The sequence below is a fragment of the Leucobacter komagatae genome, assembly GCF_006716085.1.
GTDB lineage: Bacteria > Actinomycetota > Actinomycetes > Actinomycetales > Microbacteriaceae > Leucobacter > Leucobacter komagatae.
The window spans coordinates 3,144,844-3,165,991 of record NZ_VFON01000001.1 but is presented as its reverse complement, the minus strand read 5'-3'; the positions used below and the strand labels follow the sequence as shown (position 1 = coordinate 3,165,991).

Here is a 21,148-nt window from a genome sequence, read left to right as displayed (position 1 = left end):
TTCCTTTCGCCTACGCAGTCGTCTGATTCGAATCTACGACCCGAAGCACGCGGTCGAGCCCGCCATCGAGCGAGACCGCGACGCTTGTTCGCGGGTTCACGACCTGGCAAACTTTCACGTTCAAGAGCAGCCCGACCGAGAGGTACGCCTCATCCTTGCTGATTCCCGAGTGTTCGGCGACCTTGGCCACACAGTAAGCGGTCGCCTCCTTCAGCGCCTCCTCGACGGAGGCGCCGACGCCGATAACCCAGAGCCGGCCATCGATGTCTTCCACGGTCGGCAGGATCGACCCGACGCCCGCGAGCCGGTTCAGCCGCAATGAGACCGAAGCGCCGGTTTCCGCGCCGGTACCGCACACCTCTCCGTCGCCGATCGTCGCGTGCACGTCGCCGATGAAGAAACCGCCGCCCGGCACGGACGCGGTGATCCACAGTTTCGCGCCAACGCCGACCGCGCTGAAATCGATGTTTCCGCCATAGTGCCCGAGCGTGCGCGCCGGCTCGACCGAGTCGGTGAGTAGCCCGAGCGCCCCGACGTGCGCTTTGGGCTGCGCTGCCGCGAGCAGCGGCGTGCCCGGTCCGCCCGGCCTGAGCTCGAGCGTGGCCGTGTCGACGGCCATCACCGCGAACCGATCCTGCCCGAGGAGCCCCAGGCCTGACCTGGTCCACGTGTGTGCGACTGGGTCAAGATCCATGTCGAGAATCTCGATCTCGACGACATCTCCCCGTTCCACACCGACGACCTCTACCGGGCCAACGACCGGAAAGAACTTGCTTGCATCAAGCTCGCCGTAGTCGACATCGGTGCGGATCTGACCGCCGGACGAGTCAAGCGTGTGCACGGTGAACTCGCGCCCCGGTACGACCGACCCGGCCATCGTCGCGTCAGGAGCGAGTTCGTACATGCGGCCGTAGGGGCCGAGATCTTGCGTATCCGTGGTCATTTCACAATCTCGCTGTTGATCTCGACCTGCGCGAGGCGGCTGTTGTCCGAAACGTTCCACTTGTCCATTACCTCGCCGTACACGCCGGTGTCGATCAGGTGCTGAATCGCTGCGGCGATGGCATCACGGAGCTCGACGTTGTCTTTGTGGAAGGCCCATCCGTAGTTGTTGCTGAGGTAGCCCTCGCCGGGAACCACCTCGATGTCACGCGCGGTGCCCTGCTCGATGCCGAACTCGGTGACGATCGGGTTCGCGATGGTCGCGACAGCGCGCCCGGTCGACAGCCAGAGCAGCTGGTCGGCCGTCGTCGGCGCGATGAGCACGTTAATGGGATCGCTGCCGCACTTCGGCTGGAACTCTTCAAAGAGTTCGACCATCATGCTCCCCTCAAGCGTGGAGACGTTCTTACCGCACAGGTCTGGCAGGTCCTTGATGCCAAGCGGGTTGCCCTTCGCAACAACAATGTTGTTCGCCGAGATGAGGTTGTCTACGAAGTCGATCTGTTCGCGGCGCTGCTCCGTGTCCCACATCGCCTCACTCATCATGTCGTAGCGTTTTGTTGCGACGCCCGTAATCAGGCCCCCGAAGTCTGCGCGCGACCATTCGAGCTTGACTCCGAGCACGCCCGCAACCTCGGCCGCAAGGTCGGGGTTGATTCCGACAATGTTGTCGTCGTCGTCGGTGAATTCATACGGAGCCTGTGACGGGTCAGTCACCACTTTGATGGTGTTCGAACTCAAGATGCTGTCGGGCAGCATCGCACGGATCTCCTCGACAACGGCTGCGGAGTCAACCGGAGCCGCTTCTTTGTCTGCGGATGCTCCCGCTGGAGCGCATGCCGAGAGCGCAAGGCTCGCGGCTACGAACGCCGGGATGGCGATCGCCAGGGAAGTTGCATGTCGTTTCATGGCGTGTTCTTTCTCGTTCGGTTCAAGACTCACCCCGTCGTTGGGGTGAGTCGCTGGTGAGGTGCGCCCTGGTCGCGCGTCAGATGACGCGGCTCAAGAAGCGCTGGGTTCGTTCGTGGGTGGGGTTGTCAAGTACCTGCTCCGGTGGCCCGATCTCTTGGATCACGCCGTCTTCGAGGAAGGCGACCTGATCACACACCTCGCGAGCAAACCCGATCTCGTGAGTAACGACAATCATCGTCATCCCCTCACTTGCCAGGGTTCGCATAACTTCGAGGACCTCACCGACGGTCTCGGGGTCGAGGGCGGAGGTTGGCTCGTCAAAGAGCATGAGCGTGGGCTCCATCGCCAGTGCCCGGGCGATCGCGACGCGCTGCTGCTGGCCGCCCGAGAGCGAGTCGGGGTAGGCGTCGCGTTTGTCAGCAAGACCGACCTTGCGGAGCAATTCGAGCGCACGCTGCTCGACCACCCGCTTGTCTTGTTTCAAGACCTGCACTGGGGCGATCATGATGTTCTCGAGCACGGTGAGGTGACCGAACAGGTTGAAGCCCTGAAACACCATTCCGAGCTTTGCGCGCCGCTTGGCAACGATTCTCGGCTTGAGTTCGTAGGCCTTCGTGCCCTCTCTCCGATACGCAACGCGTTCACCGTCGACGAGGATGTCACCCGAGTCGAACGTCTCGAGATCGTTGATGCACCGGAGAAACGTGCTTTTACCTGAGCCGGATGGGCCGATGAGTGCGGTCACCGTTCCCCGTTGCACTTCGATGCTCACGCCGCGAAGCACCTCGTTGCCGCCAAAGCTCTTGCGCACCTCGACGGCTTGCACCATCGGCCGCTCGGTGGGTTCTGCGCCCATGTCTCGCTCCGCTGCGTTCATCGTTGTGCTCCCATCTGGGTGAGGCGCTTGAACAAGCCCCGGTTGTTGCCGCGGCCGGCGGTGTTACCGCTGCGACCGGCGTATTTCTTCTCGAGTTGGTTCTGCAGCAGTGTCGCAACAGTGGTCAGCAAGAGGTACCAGGCACAGGCAACGATGAGCAGCTCAATGACGTAGTAGTTCCGCGAGTAGATCATCTGGGCGTTTGTCAGCAAGTCCCGAGCCGAGATGACCGATACCAGCGAGGTGACCTTGAGCATCGCGATGGCCTGGTTACCCGTGGGCGGAATCACCATCCGCATAGTCTGCGGAAGGATAATCTTTGTCATCATCTCCAGCGGCGTAAAACCGAGAGCAACTGCCGCTTCGCGTTGCCCCTTGGGCACGCCAAGAATGCCGCCTCGAATGATCTCAGCCATGTACGCGCCCTCGTTCAGGCTCAGGCCGATGAGCGCGGCAATAAAGGGCGTGATGAGCGCGTTCGTGTCCCAACTCACAAATCCCAGGCTGATCGTCGGGAAAAGAAAGGCCAGGTTGAACCAGAAGATCAGCTGGATGAGCTGAGGGGTTCCGCGGAAGAACCAGAGGTACAGGTCGGCAAGCACGGTGAGTACTTTATTGTCGGAGAGCTTCATCAGCGCGAGCACGATGCCGAGAACGATGCCGATGATCACCGCCAAGACCGTGAGCTGCACGGTGAGGATGACGCCCTCGATGATGACGGGGGCGAAGAGGTACTGCCCAACGACGCTCCAGTCGAGGTTCTTGCTCGTAACAAGGGCGAAGACAAGGCCGCCGACGAGCAGCGCGGCTATGGCCGCGATCACCATGCGTCCGTAACGCTTCAGCGGAACGATCTCTAACGGGGTGATGTCCCGTGCTGCTCCAGCCGACGCTGGGGCGTGGGGAGGGGATGTGGTTTTCACTCGGCCACCTTTCGGTCGAGCCCGGCCCGGGCTTCGTCTACGTTGACGCACCTGCGCTTTCAAGAGGAGTTCCTCAGGAGACCGCAAGGTCGATGGATTCACTGTAAATGAAATTCAGTATTTCTACAAGCGAATTGAACCAATCGCGATCAACGACTCCAGATTTCCGCGAAATTCCGCCAATTTCCTCGTTAGTAAATCTCGAAGCCTGCCTTATTTACTTCAATTTGATTTCAGTAACGCTACATCCTGGGTACAGACACAGCGCCTCAAAACCTGTAACATCCGAAGGGATGAGTACTCAAAAACGCAAATCCGGAGACGAAGACGCTCAGCTGGGCGCGCGAATCCGTGAGATACGAAAGCTTCGGCGACTGTCACTGACCCAGCTGGGTGAGATGTCGGGCGTCAGCGCGAGCTTCCTCAGCCAGCTCGAGCGGGGAACGTGCCGCGCGAGCTTCGGAACGCTGCGAGACGTGACGGAGGCGCTCGGTACCACCCTCGCGGAGCTGTTCAACGCCGACCAGCCGCCAGGCCCCCGTATCGTCAGGCATGCCGAACGCCCCCAGTTGATCCACGGCGGCGCACGCAAGTTCATGCTGAGCCCGCGCCCGCTGTCGCACATCGAGATGTTTGCCGGCGAGTTCGATCCCGGCGAATCGACCGGAGAAGACCCCTACAGCCACGGCGACTCGCAGGAGTTTCTGACCGTGATTCGCGGATCGGTTGACGTGCAGATCGACGGCAGATCACACCTGCTCGACGCCGGAGACACGATCGAGTACCGAAGCTCCCAACTCCACCGCACCGTCAACGTTGGCGACGGCATTGCCGAGGTGCACTGGATCGTCAGCCCGGTCACCGTGCCGAGCACCACCGGATCGACTGAAGGAACCAATGATGAATAGCACCCGCGACGCCCTCGCTCTCAGCCTCGGCGCGACCGACGGCCCGAGCTCCCCCACCATGGCGCAGTGCGTGAATGCAAACGGCCTGATCTTCACCTCCGGGCACACGAGCTTGACGCTCGGCAAGGTGGGCGCAGATCTCTCTGTCGAGCAGGGTGCGCAGGCCGCGCGCGAAGCCGCACTGCGACTCCTGCATTCGGTGCGCGAGCACTACGGAACACTCGACGGGCTCGTCCTCGCTCAGCTGAACGTATGCGTGAACACCACCCCTGATTTCACGCAGCACGGCGCCGTCGCCGAGGGCGCGAGCAGCCTGCTTCGTGAGGTCTTTGGCGGCAGCGACCTGCCGACCCGAAAAGCCCTCGGCATGGCTTCGCTGCCCCGAGGCGTCGCCGTCGAGATCGACGCAGTCTTCGCCGCTACCGACGCCTAATCACTACAGCGCGTCAAGCAGCCGCGCTACCGCCGCACCAGCTCCGCCGAGAACGTGCCGAGCCCCACGCGCACGCGCCCGCCGGCTTCAAGGTCTGCGATCACCCAGCCGAGCGTCGTCTCGCCGATCCACTCGGCATCGCGTCGCCCAAACGGCTTGACCCGTTCAGGCTCGCGCCCCGGCGGCACGAGCCAGAGTTCGCTGCCGCGTTCCTCGAACACGAACGCCCTGCCGAACGCCCGCTCTGCATACTCGCCGGGGAGGTGCGCGGGGTGCCCGCCTGCGGGGTCCAGGCGCTCGTAGCGCTCCGCGATCCCGAACCACGACGTGACCTCTAGATCGCGGCCGCGCGGCTCGATGCGCGCGAAGTCGTCGTCGCCTTCCCAGACGCGGCCTCCCCGCCAGGTCGCGGTCTCGGGTTCCTCGCCCAGCCCCGTTCTGGCGGCGAGGTCGCCGGCTGACAAGACCTCGATACGGGCCCCCATGAGCGACTGGGTCGCGAACCAGTCGCCGGCGATGTCCCCGAACCCCGACGCAAGGTGCATCGCTTTCCACGCGGCCTCCGAGGCTCTGTACCCGCCGCGGTTCGCGAAGCAGGCGACGCTGAGCCCCGACTTCTCATCGACGATGGAGTACGCCGAGAACGCCCACATCCCGCCGCTGTGCACGTAGCCCGCGGTCTCGGCCTTCGTCTCGTGTTCGATGCCGAAGCCGTACGTCGTTTTGGTGCCGTCGGTGAGCGTCGTTCGCGCGAGCAGTTGGCTACGAATGTCTTCGCCGAGCACGCGCCCGTCGAGCAAGAACGCCTGCCACACACCGAACTCGTTGAGCGATGTGATGACCTCGCCGTCGCCGTTCACGCCACGCACGGGCTCGACTTCGCCGACGCCCATCGTCTCTTTCACGAACTCGCCGGGCCCCTCCTGCGAGAAGCTGAACGCCATCCCAGCGCTGAACTCGCCGAGCACCGTCGTACTGAATGACTTTGTCATCCCGAGCGGCACGAGCACCGATTCGGCGAGCACCTCGGGGAACGGCCGCCCCACCGCGCGCTCCAGGGCCAGGGCAGCGAGCACGTACCCGGTATTCGAGTAAGACTGCCGCTGCCCCGGCGCGAACTCGAGCCCGTCGAGCGTCGTGACCCAGTCGAGAAAGACGCTGAGCGCGGCGATCTCGATCTCGGGCATACCGACCGTGTACGCGACCGCCAGGTAGTCGGGCAGCCCGGCGGTGTGGTTCAGGCAGTTGCGCAGCGTCACCCCCGGCACCCGGAGCTCGGGCACCAGGCCACGCAGGTCAGCGTCGAGGTCGAGCGCACCGTCGCGAGCGGCGATCAGGATCGCGGCAGCAGCCATCTGCTTACTGATCGAGGCGATGTTCATGAGCGTGTCGGCGGTCAGGGCATCGTGGTCCGCCGAGCCGGGGCCCGAGCTTTGGTCCTGGTCTTGGCCTGCGCTCTGGTCTTGGCCCCGGATATCGGCAACGCCCGCGCAGGCGCTCGCGACGAGTACGCCGTCGCGGTAGACGGCGATGACGGCCCCCGGTTCACCCTCTCCGACCTGCCCGTCGAACAGCGCCGCCCGCAGGCGGGCGCTGAGGTCGGGGCGGGCTGGTGCGGGTATGCCGGCCAAGAGGTCACTCATCAGCGTCGTCCGGGAGCGGCAGGTCCCAGGTGCCGATCGAGACGAAGCCCGAGCCCTGAGCGAGCTTTACCGACGCGGTGTTGTCGGTCTGGCAGCGGTACTGGGGCTCGTGGTCGACGGCGAGCGCGCCGCGCGACAGCGCATAGATCACGCTGCGGGCGTGGCCCTTGCCGCGATGCTCGGGGTGCGTCACGACCCCCATGTCGGCGAGCGCAACGTCGTCGGCGAACGGGTAGGAGCTGCCAACGGCCACGAGCGCATCGCCCTCGAAGGCGCCGAAGACCATCCAGTGGTCGAGTTCGACGGAGGCGCCGTCGAGATCCTCCTCCGACACCCCCGCTTCGAAGGCATCGAACGCCGCCCGGTCGGCATCGGTGAGCGCTCGCACGCTGCTCGGGTTCTCCGTGTCGCGCAGCCGCTGCTTGGTAGCGTCGTCGAGAAAGAACAGGTGGTCGGGCCCGTTGAGCGTGATGCCGCCCGCGGTGAGCGCGGCCCGCAGCTCAACCTCGTCACGTGCGTCGCTCACGCCCGGCAGGTCGCGCACCGCGGGCGCCGCGAGCACATACGTGCGGTCGGGGCGGGTGAGAATCTGCACGCGCTCGTCATCGTCGAGCTCGTCGGCAACGGCGAGTCTGTACGCCTCCGCCTCGCGCACGGTTTCGCCGCCCTCGAATGGTGCGATCCACTGCTTGTAGATCTCTGGGTTCATGTCGTCCATCACGTCATTCTCGTTTCATCGCTTCGTGAGCTGGGTCGCGGGCTACGAGCCGCGGGCCGTGAGCCCTGCAGCAGCCCCGGTTTCCACCAGCGCCCTCGCGAATACTGGCACCCAGGAGCACGATAGTCCACGAACCTTGCCGCTTCAGCAATGCGTCCGTTCGGGCAACGACGGCGTTCGAACGAAATATCCGAACCCCGAACTCCGCCGTGACGATTGCGGCGCCCACGGGAGGGCTGTCACAGTTCGTGGACGAGGCGATTGCGTGGGCCGAAGTGGCCGCCCGTCGCACCGCACGTGAACCGCCGAGAGCGAAGGAGCGCACCGCCATGAAGCCCAAGTCTGCAGTACCCGGATACCTCGTCGCGGGCATCGGGCTGGCGCTCATTGCCGTCGGTCTGTACTGGGGCGTCGTCATCGGCTACACCTCGGGCGAGCTTCCGGTACTCCTCGGGCTGCTCGGAGGTGGGGCGCTCATCGCCTGGCTCGGGCAGCGCATGCTCGAGGCCGCGAAACACGACAAGATCGAACGCCGCATCGCCGAACGCGATGCCCAGAGTGAGGAACGAAATGGCAACCATTGATGACAAGGTGAACGCGCTCAATTTCACGGCGCAGACCACGAAGACGGCCGAGCAGATCGCGCAGCTGCTCTCAGACGCGGCCGAGATCGGGGCCGCGGTCGGAGGGAAGATCGCGATCACTCAGGCGGGCCCCGGCGCGTACCGGGGTTCGGTGAAGAACTTCGTGCGCGTCGAACACGCCCAGTTCACGGTGAAGCTCTCGGAGGCCGCGGGCGGATCGGGGCACGACGTCCGTTTCACCGTCGACGACTACCTGCGCACCCGCGACACAGTCGCGTTCATCCCAGTCTCGCCGTGGAGTGCGCCGGCCTACAAGCCGCTGCGCGCCTTCGCGGAGCGGCTGCAGAGCGGGCTCTAAGGGCGCGGCAGGGTCAGGATCTCTGCACCCGCCTCCGTGATCGCGATCGTGTGCTCGCTGTGCGCGGCACGCGATCCGGTCGCGCTCTTCAGCGTCCAGCCGTCGGCGGCCACGACGAGCTCGGCGGTGTCACGCATCACCCAGGGTTCGAGCGCGAGCAGCAACCCCGGTCGTAGCTTGTAGCCGCGGCCGGGCCTGCCGGCGTTCGAGACGTGCGGATCCTGATGCATCGTCGACCCGATCCCGTGACCGCCGAATTCCAGGTTGATCGGGAAGCCCGCGGCCGTGAGCACCCGCTCGATCGCGTGCGAGATGTCGCCGATCCGGGCCCCCGGCCCGGCCGCCTCGATCCCGGCGGCGAGCGCCCGCTCTGTGGCCGCGATCATTTCGACGTCGGCGGGATCCTGATCGTCACCGACTACGAAGCTAATCGCGGCGTCCGCCGAGATGCCGCCCAGCGTGACCGCGAGATCGAGCGTCAGCAGGTCGCCGTCGGCGAGGCTGTAGTCGTGGGGCATGCCGTGCAGCACGGCATCGTTCACGGCCGTGCAGATGTAGTGGCCGAACGGGCCGCTACCGAATGAGGGCGCGTAGTCGACGTAGCAGGAGGTCGCGCCGGCAGCCACGATCATCTCCCGCGCCCACCCGTCGATCGTGAGCAGGTTCACGCCGGGCCGGCACCTGCCCTTGATCGTGTGCAGAATCGTGCCGACGAGCTGCCCCGCCTCGCGAGCCCGGGTCAGCTGAGCCTCGTTCAGAATCTCGATCATTGCGCCCCTCCCATTCTTTCCAATAACTATACCGGCCAAACTATACCGGCAGGGTACGCTTAGGGCATGGTCAGACTTCCCCTCAACCCCGAAGAGAGAGCTCGGGGCGAACGGCTCGGCGCCCTGCTGCGGGAGGCCCGGGGCAACCGCTCGATGCTTGATGTCGCGGTCGCGGCTGGCATCTCCCCCGAGACGCTACGGAAGATCGAGACCGGCAGGGTCGCGACGCCCGCGTTCTCGACCGTGGCGCTCGTGGCCTGCGAGCTCGGGCTGTCGCTTGATGCGGTCTGGGGCGACGTGGGCCGCAGTACGCGGCGCGCCGGGGCAGGGGCTGCGGCTGGGGCTGGGGCAGCCCTGCAGCGCTAAGACAGGGCGATGCCGAGCAAGGCCGCGCCTGCGGCCGCAGCGAACACGCCCACGCCGATGAGCACAGCACCGTTCCTTCGCAGTTGAGCCGGCTTCGACACCCAGGGGCTCTCGGGGTCGTATGCGACGACGCAGGCGCCGCCATAGGGCGGCCGCCACATCACTTTCACGGCGGTCTCCCCCGAGCGGTCGAAGCCGTCGGGCGTGCGGTAACGGTACTGGTGCGGCGAGAACTGAAGCGCGGGGCCGGCCCACTCCCCGCGCACGGTCGGCCAGTGCTTGGGCACGCTACGCAGCACGCGCGCACCCGCGAGCACCACGAACCCCGCGGCGACGATCAGTACGATGCATGCGATGTACATGACGCCTCCCCCTGGCCTCAGTTCGTGTGAGCAAGAGTCACAGCATACCGAGGGAACGCGGCGCGCTACTCGCAGAGCGAGTTTGGCCAGCCCGGCAGCGGAACCGCCCACTCTGCGGGGATCGGCTACCGCGGCGACTGCCGCAAACGGGCTACGCGTGCTGAAGCACCAGGAACTCCTGGCAGCCGGCGATGACCCGGGGGCCGGCGCCTGCCGTGAGACCGCTCGACTGCGCGAGTCGTTGCAGGCCAGCCCCTCGCCCCGTCCTGCGTCCCCGCCCAACGGCCGTGAACGTGGCGATGATTCCGACCGCCGTTCTTGCGCAGTGCGCCGCCAGCGAGGCCACGATGCCGCGCCCGTGCGCCCGGTCGATCCCGTACATGCGGGCTGGTGAGATTCCGTCGGCGGGCCAGCTGAGCACCAGCGTGCCCCCTGGGCGCAGGAGCCGGATCGCCTCCTGTAGAACGTCCTGCGGTTCAGGATGCGCGTGCAGGAGGTTCGTCATCACGACCGCATCGACGGACGCGCTGTCCAGGGGCACCTGCGTCGCGGTACAGTGGACCGCGCTCGAGACTCGGCCGAGCGCGAGCGCCCGGCGAAGCATGTTCTTCGACGCGTCGACGCCCACGACGCTCACGCCCGAAGCGACGAGCCCGTCGACCATGAAGCCCGTCCCGCAGCCGATGTCAGCAACAGAGTCGGCGCCAGCAAGCGCCCTCGCGACCTCCCACCGCAACTGCTCCGTCACCGGCCCCGACCACATCAACTCGTACACCGGGGCTACGAGTTCCCAAAACCAAGAGTCACTGGCCCCGCTGGTCGTCATCCCGCTGATTCGCTTCTCTGGCCCGCTTCGCGATGTATTCACGCAGCATCGACCACGCCACCGGCACCCCGAAGAAGATCAGCACCACGACGACGGGCCCCACCCATTCCACTACCAGATCACCCACTTCTCACCGGGCAGCAGCAGGTAGAGGCCATACGCGGCGACAAGGATCGCAGCCCACCAACTCGACGGGGCGATAACGAGCAGGGCGATTCCGCCCACGAGCAGCAGCAGACCCCACAGCTTCGTGAGCACCAACCCGATCCCTGTCCCGATATCCCCCGCAACATCGGCTGCCTTATCGATGCCAGAGGCGACCTTGTCGGCGGCGTTCCACGCCGAAGCCTGCCGGCCGCCCGACGCCGCGCTCGACCCGACGGCGTTCTCTCGAGGGGTGTGCTCGCTCGCGCCCGCGTCCGGGTTCTCGCCCGGGGGTGTTGCATCAGTCATGACTCGCCTCTCTTCATCGCCAAGCCCTCGCACGGCTCAGCCATCGATGTTCTTGATCGGGTCTGAGTCAGACCCGACGGTGGAGCAGTAGAGCGAGGCAGAGGCCACGTTCAGCAGGATCACGCCGTTCGCTGGCTCATCGCCGTTCTTCGATTTCAAGAACGACGCGATGGCGTCGCTCTTGCCCTGCTGAGAGAGCTTCGAGAACTCCCCGCAGGTGGTGTCGCCGCCCTTGTTTGCGCTGCAGCCCGTCAGCGTGCTCAGCAGCACGATTGACAGCCCAGCGATGCACGCCGCACGCAACACAGCGTTGCCGCCGTTCCTCTTCTTCATCGGGTACCTCTTCCCTGTCAGGCAGTATCGAAGGCTCGACGTCGCCGGTTCAGTCCATGTCCACGGAATGCTCGCACCCCTCTCAGCGGCCGCACCAGGGCCGGGAGGGTTTTCGAGCTTCGGATATTCCGTTCTGACCAAGACAGAACTCGAAAGCACGGTGAACGCGGCTATGCGGCGGCGTTCCCGCGGTTCCGGTGAACATTGTCGGGCGCTACCGTGAAGCCTCCCCGTCGAATGTCGCGGCCCACCACATCTCTAAGCTGCGGCAAGCCACACATCAACGAGCTGCAGGAAGTTGCTTCTCGGCGTTCCAGTTGAGAATCATCCACCGGAGGAATGACTGGGATGGAATTGCGACACGGAGCGAGACCATCACGACGATGCCGTAGAAGAACCAACCCACAGGGTCTCCGCTGGGCCCACTCTCCCAGTTCCACGGCGCGGTCACCCACAAGATCACTACGGCGAGGGTGAGGTACCCGGCTCGCAAGAGCATCATCACACTCCGCCACACCCTCCCGCTGCTCAGATATTCCTCCGGATACTGGCGGGCACCACCGGGCAACCCCGGCATCGCGGTGCTCGAAAAAATACTGTCGCCGACACGGTAATCTGCCTTGATCTGCACCCGGACGAACTGGGAGAAGAACCAGACCCGAAGTATCTCGCCCAGCGCCCCAGCCCCCGCCCGGTGATTGCCCTCGGCGGCCGTAGTGGGTCGTTGCCCTCGTGTTCGACCTCGCTGGCGTCTCTCGCGACTGCGTGGAGCGAGCGTGCGCGTGTTCCAGTTCCGCACCATCCACCGCAGCCACGAATGCGCTTTCATCAACGACCACAGGCTCACAAGCAGGCAAGGTGCCACTATCACTGCGGTAAATAATGTCCCAGGGGGAATCACTCCCTCAAATGCCATCCCGACGAATGCGATAACTAATGCCGCGAAAGCGATCGTGAACAACGCGGCATCGAAGCACCCTCGGACACGATGCGCGATGAGTTTGCTCCGCCACGGCTTGTCTTTCTCCATGTAGAACCGCGCAGTTGGATCACCTGGGCTCGCGCTGAACGGGCTGAACAGCGGGTCAGAGAGGTGATAGTCAGCCCGGACGATTTGGCGTTGGAACAACGCCCACCGGGTCACTTGTGAACGATTCATCGCCTCCATCTTCCAGGTCGGCTTCGCTTTGACGTCGGCGACATCCCGCAGGCCGGGCACAGGGCCCAACGAGGATCGAACGCGAGCGGAGGCTCGATCGGGGCCAAATCTGCAATCTCACGCTGACGACGCCTGCGGAGTTGCTTTTCTTCGATCCATGCCACAGCTGCGAGCCGCGCCTACGCTCCGTCGAACCCCGGCTTGGAGATAGTCGCGGTTCGTGCCTTCCTGACCGCGGCGGCAAGGCCACGCGCGATGGTTGCCACGCGGATCTGAACACTATTTCGCGCCAGCAGTTGGCAGCGCTGACTCGTGTGCCTAGCTTCGCTTGCGCAGTTCTACCTTTTCCCAGGCGTCCAGGTACTTGTCCGGGAGCCAAAGCCGAGAGAACTCTCGCACGACCTCGAATGCTGCCGCAAAAGCTTCCTCAGTGATCTCCACGAAGGTGAGGTCATGGCCAAGAAGCTCTTGCGAGGAATTCTCGCCCGGACCATAGATATGGCTCACCGACAGACTCGAATACGGCTCCCGCGGCATTGCGATACTAAACACCAGCGCGTCGTAGCAGACGAACTGTACGTGAAGGTGTTCACTGGACGCGAAGGTGCAACTCCCAAACTGTCGAATCGTGAGTTGAGTTTTGCGATACAGGTCTCGAACCCGGCGGCTACCCGGCTCAAATCAACTACAACTTAGACCTCTGTGCGAGGAACGAACGGTCAGGTTCAGTTGGATGGCTCTCCGACCTCCCACGCGGCAAGGTACTTGTCTGGCAATCGGAGCCGACAGTAGTGCTCGACGTGGCGGAGCGCCCGCGAAATTGATTCCTCGTCGTTCTCGACGAAGGCAAGGTCGATACCCAGCAGGACGGTTGTAGTTAGCCCCTCCGATGCCTCATAGAAGCAGCTCACCGAGGTATACGGTGCCCCCGAAAAGCCGAAACCAAAAGCAAACGAGTCAAAGAGCAAGAATCGCACGAAGCCATCTTCTCGATCTCGCTCTGGATTATGGCGAACAGTTCCCCGGTATCGCGCCTTCGCCTGAAAATGGGAACCGACCGACTGTTTGAGGGCCGACAGGCTCTGAACGTGCATCGACAACCAGCTCCCTTCGGCATGAGCGAATGCTGCGTTGAGCTTTTCGCGTCCGCAACCCTAACGATACTCCAGCAGACTGGCTGAATCCCCGCTACTGCCCTTGAGGATTATCGATCGGCCAGTTTTCTGAGCGACCCGGCGGACGGTTCAATACAAGCGCGTTCCGGTGCCCCTTGCATCTGCTTCTCGCGGCCCTGCACCAACCCGCACCTTCAGCGCAAGATCTCGCTCCGTGCGGGTGCCCCCAACACGCGAAGCGAGAGCGGGGCCGATACTCATGCACGTCAGTCGTCGAGGGCGACTTCAACGGTTGACCTCGACGCGGGGTTCCAGGTGGTGACCACCCACTCAGCGGGGAGTTCCGCACGAACTCGACGCGCCAGCTCGTATCCCTCCTGCAGAAAATCGTCCGACAGTTCGAAGCTCGCAGGATCATCAGCTGGGAACACGGCATCAGCCCGGTCTCCCCAGTCGCACAAGGCTTGCACGAGCTCGGGGCTCAACCCAATCTCGTGACCAGCCAGGTTTCCGTATCCGTACTTCCCTGACATCCACAGGGCGAACTGAGTCCATTCATAATGCACGTCGACCGCCGGCGGCTCGTTCGGGTTCTCAACCTCAAGTTCAATCCGAAGCCCCATAGGCCCGACACCCCTCCGCCTCACCATCGCGTTGGTGCGCGCGATGGGTCTCACACTACAGCGGCAGGGTCGGTTTCTTGGATCGCAATGCGACGTCCGCGATCCTGCGCACACAGTGTGCGGCTCAGACCGGGTGCGGCGAGCACGTACGCTCGCCGCACCAGACGGTTCAGACGATCTCTCGAAGGCCCGGGCCGAGCGCGGCGCCCGGCGCATCGGTCGGGTGGGCGGCAATCGCCTCGTACATGCGATCAACGCCCCACTCCTGCAGCGTCGTCCCTGCCGCCTGGCGCAACCCGGGAGGCATATCGCCTCGGCCAACGAATGGCTTCTGCAAGAGTTCGACAACGGAGAGCACCCCGCCCCGCTCTGCGACTTCCTGTGGGGTCACACCGTTCGCCAGGTCGGCGCGCGCCTGGTCGAGGGCGGCGAGGAGCTTAGTGCGCCAGTAGTGGAGATCCTCGCGCTTCAGCGGGTCGGAGTGGCCCTGCACATACCAGTCGACGTCAAGCGTCTCGAGCAGGGCGATCGTCGTGAGCCAGGAGACCGGGTTGCCGGACTGGATCGCGGGCGTCGTTCCAGTGTCGGCGATGAACGCGACGCGGTCGTCGATGGCGTGCACAACCGTGGAGCCCATGGTGTGCCCCGGAGCCTCGAACAGGGTGAACCGCTTGCCGCCGAGCTCGAAGTTCATGCGGCCGCGGTACGTGAGGTTCGGGCGCCGCATCTTGAACGCGTCGATGAACTCGGGCGCGGTGTCGGGGTACGACCCCCAGGTGCGCATTGCCTCGCGCGCCGCCTCGTCGGAGTCGAGGCCGAGCGCGGTTGTCTCCGAGGTGATGAGCACCTCGGGCTCCAGCAGCGGCGCGGAGACCGCATGGTCGGAGTGGTGTTCGCAGTAGACCTGGTACTTCAGCGGGCCTTTGCTGTCGATGAACTCCTTCCACAGCACCGAGTTCTGCGGCGACATGGGGCCATCAACGGCGACACAGCCCTCGTCGGTGACGATGAGGCCGGAGTAGGGGTAGGTGCCGAAGACGTACACGTCGTCGCTCAGGCGGATGAGGCGAGGGTCGCCTTCGAGGGCGGGAACTGGGGCGTTCATGGGTGGTGTCCTTTCTGGAACGAGTTTGATCGGGTGTGACGTGTGGCTAGGGCTTCGGGATGACGTACTGGGCGAGCACCCCGATCCGCTCGATCTCGAGCTCGACGAGGGCGGGCCTCGGGAGTCGGCGACCAAGCTCGAAAGATGAGCCGTTGCGCACGGTGCCCGTGCCCCAGACCTCGCCGGCAACGATTGGCTCGCGGGCGCTGATGTGCTCGACGGCCTCGGGGAACGAGTGGATCATCTGTGCCGAGGATCCCTCGCCCCACGTCTCGCCGTTGACCCGCACCGACATGCGGAGGTTCTGTGGGTCCGGGATCTCATCTCGGGTGACCACGCACGGGCCGAAGGGGTTCGACTCCGGGAAGTCCTTCGCATTGCCGTGCGCTCCGGCGCCCGCCAGCGCATTGCGGGCCTGCACATCGCGCAGCGACCAATCGTTGTAGACGGTGTACCCGAAGACATGCTGCTCGGCCTCCTCGGGTGTGATGTACGTGCCGCCCCTGCCGATGACCGCGGCGAGCTCGAGTTCGTAGTCGAGGTAGTCGCTGCCGGCCGGCCACTCGAGCACGGCGTTCGGCGCCGACACAGTCTCGGGGTTCCGCTCTGCGTACTGCACCGGCGTCGCCGGGTCGTACAGCGGGCTGAAGGTGCCGTCGAGCTGACGGTAGAGCGTCGCGTAGGAGCGCGCGTCGTCCGTGTGTTCGGTAATCCAGCGCGCAGTGCGCGAGATGCTCTGGCGCAGGTGGCTGACGATGAGGCCGCAGTCGCGCATCCGCCGCGGGGTGAACGGGGCGAGGAGCGTCATCGCGTCCTGCTCAACGAGCACCGCCTCGTCGAGCTTCTGGTAGGCCTCCCATGCGGCATCGAGACCACGGCCCCCCGCGTCGATGAGCGCGAGCATCGACGCGAACGCCGGGTCTTCCGGGTATCGCGCGGTGAGGTCGGTGTACGTCTCGCCGTCGGTGTTGTCGAGGCCGAGGCGCGGGGTTGGATCCCCCGGGCGGTGGAAGGTGACGAATCTCATTGCGGGCTCCAGCTGGGTTCGGGGGTGGGTGTTTCGAGACGTTCGAGCGCGTACACAGCGTGTGGACGCACCCTTGCGAACTCCCAAACCTGCGATCCTGACATGTCACAGAGTTGGTTTTCACATGTTATGCCCGCTTACCTGAGAGTGCAAGAGGTTGTAGTCTGAGGGTGTTCCACACCGAGAGGCAGCGAAATGGCACAGCCCACGCAGACGGAGACGAGCGCAACCCCCGAGGGCGCCGCCGACCTCCCGCTCGCCGAGATCGCATACAGCCGCATCAAGGGCGACATCATCTCCTGCCGCCTCACACCCGGTCAGAAGGTGACCGAGCGCGGGCTGGTCACGAGCCTCGGCATGAGCATGGCGTCCGTGCGCAACGCGATGACGAGACTTGACCAAGAGGGTCTGCTCATCACCCAGCCACGCAAGGGGTCAGTCGTCGCGCCGCTGACGCTGCACTCGGTCGGCAAACTCTTCGACTTCTGGGCGCTCCTCGCCCCAGAGATCGCCCGCACCGGCATCCCATCGCTGACCGACGGGCAGCTCGCAGAGGTCACCAAGGTCGGCGCACGCCTCAACGCCGAGGTCGTACCCGGCAACGACCGGGCCACGCGCGACAATCTCGTCGCGGCGATCGACGCCGCACTGCAGATCTTCACGCTCATCGCCGAGGCCAGCGATAATCCGTACCTGCTCGCCTCGCACCACCGCATCAATGGCGAGCTCAGCCGCGTCTGGCGCCTCGTCATCGAATCCGAGTTCGCGGAGCTCGGGGGCCGCGTGAGCGCGCTCACCGACGTGGTGCGGTTCATCGAAAAGCGTGACGCTCAGAGCGCGGTCGACTTCCTCGGCCCCCACATCGAGGCGTCACGACGCCGCGTCCTCGACGCCCTCGCGCGCTGGCCCTCGGTGAGCATGTCGGAGATTCGGGTGGGTGCCCAACTGTCTGGTTAGGGTGCTCGGTGCGGGCGCCGCGCACGATGCAGTCGAGCCGCCGCGGGCACGGCATTCATACGCCCAAGCCTGACCGGGCTCGGCGATTGCGAGTGGGCCTGATGCACGTTTAGGTGACAGTTTTGACCTGACCTACGGTTTGGTTTCCAACCCCGGTCGCTAACCTCAGGCGGATGTCAACTGTTTCGAGAAAGCGAGATCGAAGTCCGTGGGCGTTTGACACCCCAACGACGAGTGCCTTCGTTTGCGATTGTAGAACACCTCGATGTACTCGAAAATCGCGTTCGCGAGCTCAATCCGAGTTCTCCATTTCTTCTAGTTCAGCAGCTCTACCTGCATTGATGACCAGAAGGATTCCATCATCGCGTTATCGAGCGCATCACCGACGGACCCGAAAGACGACAGGAGCCCTGCAGAGCGAAACTTCTGGGCGAACGCCCACGATGTGAACTGGACCCCGTGGTCCGCATGGACAATGCCACCCGGATCTGGGGTTCGTGAGCGGAGCGCCATGTCGAGCGCATTCACCACAAGCGTTGAATCCTGCTTGGAATCGATCGCCCAACCAACGATCTTCCTACTACAGACGTCAAGTACCGCCGCGCAGAACACCTTGCCTTCCCGCGTCGGATGCTCCGTGATATCCGCCACCCAAAGCTCGTCCGGCGACAGCCGATGGAGTTTGCGATGCACGAGATCGTCGGCAGTAGCCACTCCCTTCAATCGCTTCACCCGGGCCGGGCCCGGGAGCCCGTAGATGCCGCTCTTGGCCATCAGTACCGAGATCAACCGACTCGAACACGGGATCTCCATCCCGATGGTGAGCTCGGCATGAATGCGACGGTACCCGCACGTTCCGCGCGGAGCCGTGTGGATTTCCCGGATCAGGCCAGTGAGCCACTGCCCGCGCAGCTGCGTGGCGCTGGTCGGGCGTTTCCGGTAGCGGTAGTAGCCCTGCCTGGAGACTCCCAGGAGACGGCAGCAGGTCTCGACGGGTGCCCCGGTATCGATGAGACGATCGATCACCGGGTGCGCCCTTTTGGGTCGACACGTTCCTCCTCAGAAAGCCATTTTGAGGCTCGTTTCACGATCTCGAGTTCTTGCTCGAGCTGCCTGATCCGGGCCCGTGCTGCTCGCAGCTCCGCGCCCTCGCTGGTAGATCTGCCTGGCCTCCGGCCAGTATCGATATCGTCCTGACGAAGCCACGAATGAAGAGTGACCTCGTGAATACCGAGATCGGCGGCGGTTTGCTTGACCGGCCGGCCTTCGCGGACGAGCGCGATCGCACGCTTGCGGAACTCTGGTGGGTACGGGCGTGGCATGTTGGTGAGCCTTTCATGAAGGCCATCGACTAGCGACCCCGAGTGGAAACCAAACCGTAGGTCAGGTCAGAATGTCACCTAAACGTGCAGCAGACCCGCCCGGCAATCTTCCCTGTGGTGGAGTCCGTCCGTTCCTACGCAGAGTTCATTAGCGGGACAGCCCTGTACGCTGCACTGGAGTCCTTCGTAGATAAGACTGACTCTCAGATCGCGCTCACCGAGCGGAGTGATGAGTTCAGCGCTTTGCAGGGCGGAACAGCCGCGGATACCTACTGGCGCGATCGCATCAAGAAAGAAGGTTGGCCGACCCCGGCCTAGTCTTCGATTAGCACACCACTTTCATCAGGAGTAGTCCGGGCCGCCTCTGGAGAGCTCGCCCCGGGATTAGTTGACCAACCGGCGATGAATTGACGGATCGGCCGCTTTCCCCTACTTGACTGGTGTTGTGGCCTTTCATGCGTTGCAGAGCGCGTCATGTTTTGCATGCTTCATGGCACGTTGACCACTGAAACGACCCACTCACTTCGCAGCCGACAGCTCGCACCAGGCTAAGTTCTATGGCGAGATTACGTCGAGCGCAGCTTCTGTGATCTCCGATTGATTCTCAGTGCCATCACTTACTCCGTCTGGGCTCGCTGCCGGATATTGCGGAACGAAACGCATATCGGCAAAGGTAGCTTCTACGCTTCGTTTCGCCCAGCTCACCGAATGAATCCATATCTCCTGCCGACGATGCGGAACCATCTTGTGAAGAACAGGAATCCTCCGATAGAGTCCATCCGCTAGTGCCGCCGAACGAGCGACCAACGCACAGGTATGTTTGAGGTGTATCTATTCGCCCTGACGTCAGGAGGCACATGTGGTAGTTACCCGGAACGTCCTGACTGTATTCATGGCTTCTCCAGGTGACGTTGGGGAAGAACGCAGTGAGCTCGCGCGCGTGGTATATGCGATTAATAAACGCCTCGCCGCGGACCTAGGTTGGCACATAGAGCTCCGGGGCTGGGAGAACACCGTACCCGGCATGGGGCGACCGCAGAGCCGCATTAACCCGGATGTCCAGGCGTGCGACGTGTTTATCGGGATCTTGTGGAAACGCTGGGGTACCCCAACCGGCGAATTCTCCTCAGGCTTTCGGGAGGAATTTGAGATCGCCTACGAACGCCGCTCGAAATCGACCGATCCGGAAATCTTGATGTACTTCCGGGCGGTCGAACCCACCTTTGCAGCGGATCCGGGTGAGCAGTACCGCCAGGTATTGGCCTTCAAGGACAAGCTCACCAGCAGCAGAACACTCCTCTATCAAGGATACTCGGACGTGCAGAACTTCGCGTCCCAAGTCGAAGACCACCTCACCAGCTTGATCCTAAAGCGAGCGCAGGCAGATGGCCGTACACTCCACGCGACTGGAGGTGCAGGAAGAAAACAGCCCGAAGAAGGTGTGCACGAACTCCCGTCGCTTGACACTTCTGAGCCGATTGCACTTCAAGTGATTCTCGGAAATCCGTCCCTCAGTGGCGAGGTTACCCTTGCACGGTGGGACGCGGCACGTCGAATGCGTGATGTCGCGCTTGCACCGTGTGCACTAGGAAACGGGAGGTTCTGGGCTCTTGACCCGTTTGATCCTGGATACGGGCTCTCGCTTATCGTAGGGTCCACGGGATCCGGAAAGAGCAATGCTATTTTGGCGATGGCTTTTGCCCTCGCATTCTCGCTTCCGCCTGAATACCTCCGCTTCTCGATCCTTGACTTAGACAGTTTCCAGTCTGTTCGGGTACTCGAAGATCTTGGCGCGACTGTACTGCCACTGTCACCACATGGTGAGCTCGATCTCGAAGCTGTACTTAAGGAGGCTAAGCGGCGTGAGCAACGGCTCAAGGCACTCGGATATCAGTCTGTGCGGAGTCTATGGAGACGTGATCCTGGCCTTCGTGAGGAGTTTCCTGCCTGGGTAATCTGCGCGGATGAGGCCTACAAGTTCGTTCACGACGACACTACCTTCGAAAAAGTTCTTGCCGCCGCTGGACGAGTAGCCGGTCTCGGCATACACATCATCCTCGGATCGCAGAGGATGGGAGAACTCGGGAATCTCGCGCTCGCTACTCGTGCAAAGCGGATCGCCTTGCAGATGCACGCAGAACAAGATTTCATCGATTTCACCGGAACTCATAACCCGTTTCAGCGGACCTCTTCCAGTGCTCCTGGACTCGCGGTATGTGCTGAAGGCGAGAAACTTGAGTCGGTACGGTTTGCCCATGTGGATGATCGTGAGCTTGCCGACGCATTCGAATCTGCCGCGGACCGATGGAAGGAAACAAGAATGGGGAATCCAGACGCAAAGTAGCTTCTCTCATCCACTGTTTACTTCCCTTGCAGAACGTTCGTCATTAAATTGGCCGCTAGCGTCGCAACTTCGGCATCGCCTCTGAGCC

25 protein-coding genes and 1 pseudogene are annotated in these 21,148 nt (G+C 63.6%); 8 read left to right on the top strand and 18 right to left on the bottom strand.

Translation table 11 applies throughout. From position 1 onward, the window contains the following. Positions 1–10: 10 nt before the first annotated feature. From FB468_RS14310 to FB468_RS14295, 4 genes are all read right to left on the bottom strand, one after another. Positions 11–943: an acetamidase/formamidase family protein gene (locus FB468_RS14310; protein WP_141887927.1), complete on the bottom strand. Its 933-nt coding sequence runs from the start codon at positions 941–943 to the stop codon at positions 11–13. Continuing rightward, positions 940–1,851: an ABC transporter substrate-binding protein gene (locus tag FB468_RS14305; RefSeq protein ID WP_141887926.1), complete on the bottom strand. Its 912-nt coding sequence runs from the start codon at positions 1,849–1,851 to the stop codon at positions 940–942. Before FB468_RS14305 ends, FB468_RS14310 begins: the two co-directional genes overlap by 4 nt. A 79-nt stretch (positions 1,852–1,930) precedes the next feature. Next, complete coding sequence (locus FB468_RS14300; protein ID WP_281290282.1) at positions 1,931–2,731, bottom strand: amino acid ABC transporter ATP-binding protein; 801 nt, start codon at positions 2,729–2,731, stop codon at positions 1,931–1,933. Further along, positions 2,728–3,654, bottom strand: a complete 927-nt coding sequence (locus tag FB468_RS14295; RefSeq protein ID WP_211359142.1) for an amino acid ABC transporter permease — start codon at positions 3,652–3,654, stop codon at positions 2,728–2,730. Before FB468_RS14295 ends, FB468_RS14300 begins: the two co-directional genes overlap by 4 nt. A 293-nt stretch (positions 3,655–3,947) precedes the next feature. Here FB468_RS14295 and FB468_RS14290 point away from each other — a divergent pair, with 293 nt between their 5' ends. Continuing rightward, positions 3,948–4,562, top strand: coding sequence for a helix-turn-helix domain-containing protein (locus tag FB468_RS14290; protein WP_170219747.1), 615 nt, complete (start codon positions 3,948–3,950; stop codon positions 4,560–4,562). After that, the gene (locus FB468_RS14285) at positions 4,555–4,995 is read left to right on the top strand and encodes a RidA family protein (RefSeq protein WP_170219746.1); all 441 of its coding nucleotides are present in this window, start codon (positions 4,555–4,557) and stop codon (positions 4,993–4,995) included. The genes FB468_RS14290 and FB468_RS14285 overlap by 8 nt, the downstream gene beginning before the upstream one ends. Positions 4,996–5,021: 26 nt before the next feature. Here FB468_RS14285 and FB468_RS14280 read toward each other — a convergent pair whose 3' ends face one another. Both FB468_RS14280 and FB468_RS14275 read right to left on the bottom strand, forming a co-directional pair. After that, the gene (locus tag FB468_RS14280) at positions 5,022–6,638 is read right to left on the bottom strand and encodes a serine hydrolase domain-containing protein (protein ID WP_141887923.1); all 1,617 of its coding nucleotides are present in this window, start codon (positions 6,636–6,638) and stop codon (positions 5,022–5,024) included. Then, positions 6,631–7,356: a GNAT family N-acetyltransferase gene (locus FB468_RS14275; protein WP_141887922.1), complete on the bottom strand. Its 726-nt coding sequence runs from the start codon at positions 7,354–7,356 to the stop codon at positions 6,631–6,633. Before FB468_RS14275 ends, FB468_RS14280 begins: the two co-directional genes overlap by 8 nt. 329 nt (positions 7,357–7,685) lie before the next feature. Between FB468_RS14275 and FB468_RS14270 the strand changes: the two genes are divergently transcribed. Together FB468_RS14270 and FB468_RS14265 are read left to right on the top strand one after the other, a co-directional pair. Next, positions 7,686–7,940 carry a hypothetical protein gene (locus FB468_RS14270; protein WP_141887921.1) on the top strand — a complete coding sequence of 85 codons (255 nt, stop codon included), beginning with the start codon at positions 7,686–7,688 and terminating at the stop codon, positions 7,938–7,940. Continuing rightward, positions 7,927–8,298 carry a hypothetical protein gene (locus FB468_RS14265; RefSeq protein ID WP_141887920.1) on the top strand — a complete coding sequence of 124 codons (372 nt, stop codon included), beginning with the start codon at positions 7,927–7,929 and terminating at the stop codon, positions 8,296–8,298. The genes FB468_RS14270 and FB468_RS14265 overlap by 14 nt, the downstream gene beginning before the upstream one ends. Here FB468_RS14265 and map read toward each other — a convergent pair. After that, the gene (gene map / locus FB468_RS14260; protein ID WP_141887919.1) at positions 8,295–9,068 is read right to left on the bottom strand and encodes a type I methionyl aminopeptidase; all 774 of its coding nucleotides are present in this window, start codon (positions 9,066–9,068) and stop codon (positions 8,295–8,297) included. The genes FB468_RS14265 and map overlap by 4 nt on opposite strands. A gap of 66 nt (positions 9,069–9,134) precedes the next feature. Here map and FB468_RS14255 point away from each other — a divergent pair, with 66 nt between their 5' ends. After that, the gene (locus tag FB468_RS14255) at positions 9,135–9,434 is read left to right on the top strand and encodes a helix-turn-helix domain-containing protein (RefSeq protein WP_141887918.1); all 300 of its coding nucleotides are present in this window, start codon (positions 9,135–9,137) and stop codon (positions 9,432–9,434) included. Here FB468_RS14255 and FB468_RS14250 read toward each other — a convergent pair. From FB468_RS14250 to FB468_RS14205, 10 genes are all read right to left on the bottom strand, one after another. Further along, positions 9,431–9,796, bottom strand: a complete 366-nt coding sequence (locus tag FB468_RS14250) for a hypothetical protein (protein ID WP_141887917.1) — start codon at positions 9,794–9,796, stop codon at positions 9,431–9,433. The genes FB468_RS14255 and FB468_RS14250 overlap by 4 nt on opposite strands. A gap of 151 nt (positions 9,797–9,947) precedes the next feature. Next, complete coding sequence (locus FB468_RS14245) at positions 9,948–10,571, bottom strand: class I SAM-dependent methyltransferase (RefSeq protein WP_170219745.1); 624 nt, start codon at positions 10,569–10,571, stop codon at positions 9,948–9,950. 162 nt (positions 10,572–10,733) lie between these two features. Then, positions 10,734–11,075: a hypothetical protein gene (locus FB468_RS14240; protein ID WP_141887915.1), complete on the bottom strand. Its 342-nt coding sequence runs from the start codon at positions 11,073–11,075 to the stop codon at positions 10,734–10,736. A gap of 36 nt (positions 11,076–11,111) precedes the next feature. Next, complete coding sequence (locus FB468_RS14235; protein WP_141887914.1) at positions 11,112–11,408, bottom strand: hypothetical protein; 297 nt, start codon at positions 11,406–11,408, stop codon at positions 11,112–11,114. 280 nt (positions 11,409–11,688) lie between these two features. Further along, on the bottom strand, positions 11,689–12,567 hold the full coding sequence (locus FB468_RS14230; protein WP_141887913.1) for a hypothetical protein: 879 nt from the start codon (positions 12,565–12,567) through the stop codon (positions 11,689–11,691). A 318-nt stretch (positions 12,568–12,885) separates the two neighbouring features. Further along, positions 12,886–13,074, bottom strand: a complete 189-nt coding sequence (locus tag FB468_RS14225) for a hypothetical protein (protein ID WP_170219744.1) — start codon at positions 13,072–13,074, stop codon at positions 12,886–12,888. Positions 13,075–13,292: 218 nt separating this feature from the next. Continuing rightward, positions 13,293–13,661, bottom strand: a complete 369-nt coding sequence (locus FB468_RS14220) for a hypothetical protein (RefSeq protein WP_141887911.1) — start codon at positions 13,659–13,661, stop codon at positions 13,293–13,295. Between the two features lie 287 nt (positions 13,662–13,948). Next, complete coding sequence (locus FB468_RS14215; protein WP_141887910.1) at positions 13,949–14,305, bottom strand: hypothetical protein; 357 nt, start codon at positions 14,303–14,305, stop codon at positions 13,949–13,951. 169 nt (positions 14,306–14,474) lie between these two features. Then, positions 14,475–15,410 (bottom strand): MBL fold metallo-hydrolase, encoded by a 936-nt coding sequence (locus tag FB468_RS14210; protein WP_141887909.1) that lies wholly within the window; start codon positions 15,408–15,410, stop codon positions 14,475–14,477. A gap of 46 nt (positions 15,411–15,456) precedes the next feature. Beyond that, the gene (locus tag FB468_RS14205; RefSeq protein ID WP_141887908.1) at positions 15,457–16,437 is read right to left on the bottom strand and encodes a fumarylacetoacetate hydrolase family protein; all 981 of its coding nucleotides are present in this window, start codon (positions 16,435–16,437) and stop codon (positions 15,457–15,459) included. Between the two features lie 195 nt (positions 16,438–16,632). On the opposite strand from FB468_RS14205, the gene FB468_RS14200 reads away from it, so the two are divergent. Then, complete coding sequence (locus tag FB468_RS14200; RefSeq protein ID WP_141887907.1) at positions 16,633–17,394, top strand: GntR family transcriptional regulator; 762 nt, start codon at positions 16,633–16,635, stop codon at positions 17,392–17,394. 165 nt (positions 17,395–17,559) lie between these two features. Here FB468_RS14200 and FB468_RS14195 read toward each other — a convergent pair. Further along, positions 17,560–18,677 (bottom strand): annotated as a pseudogene (locus FB468_RS14195) (IS3 family transposase). On the opposite strand from FB468_RS14195, the gene FB468_RS17590 reads away from it, so the two are divergent. Next, positions 18,618–18,749 (top strand): hypothetical protein, encoded by a 132-nt coding sequence (locus FB468_RS17590; protein WP_281290293.1) that lies wholly within the window; start codon positions 18,618–18,620, stop codon positions 18,747–18,749. The pseudogene FB468_RS14195 and the gene FB468_RS17590 sit on opposite strands and share 60 nt — an antisense overlap. 826 nt (positions 18,750–19,575) lie before the next feature. Further along, positions 19,576–21,060, top strand: coding sequence for an FtsK/SpoIIIE domain-containing protein (locus tag FB468_RS14185; protein ID WP_141887905.1), 1,485 nt, complete (start codon positions 19,576–19,578; stop codon positions 21,058–21,060). Positions 21,061–21,148: the final 88 nt, after the last annotated feature.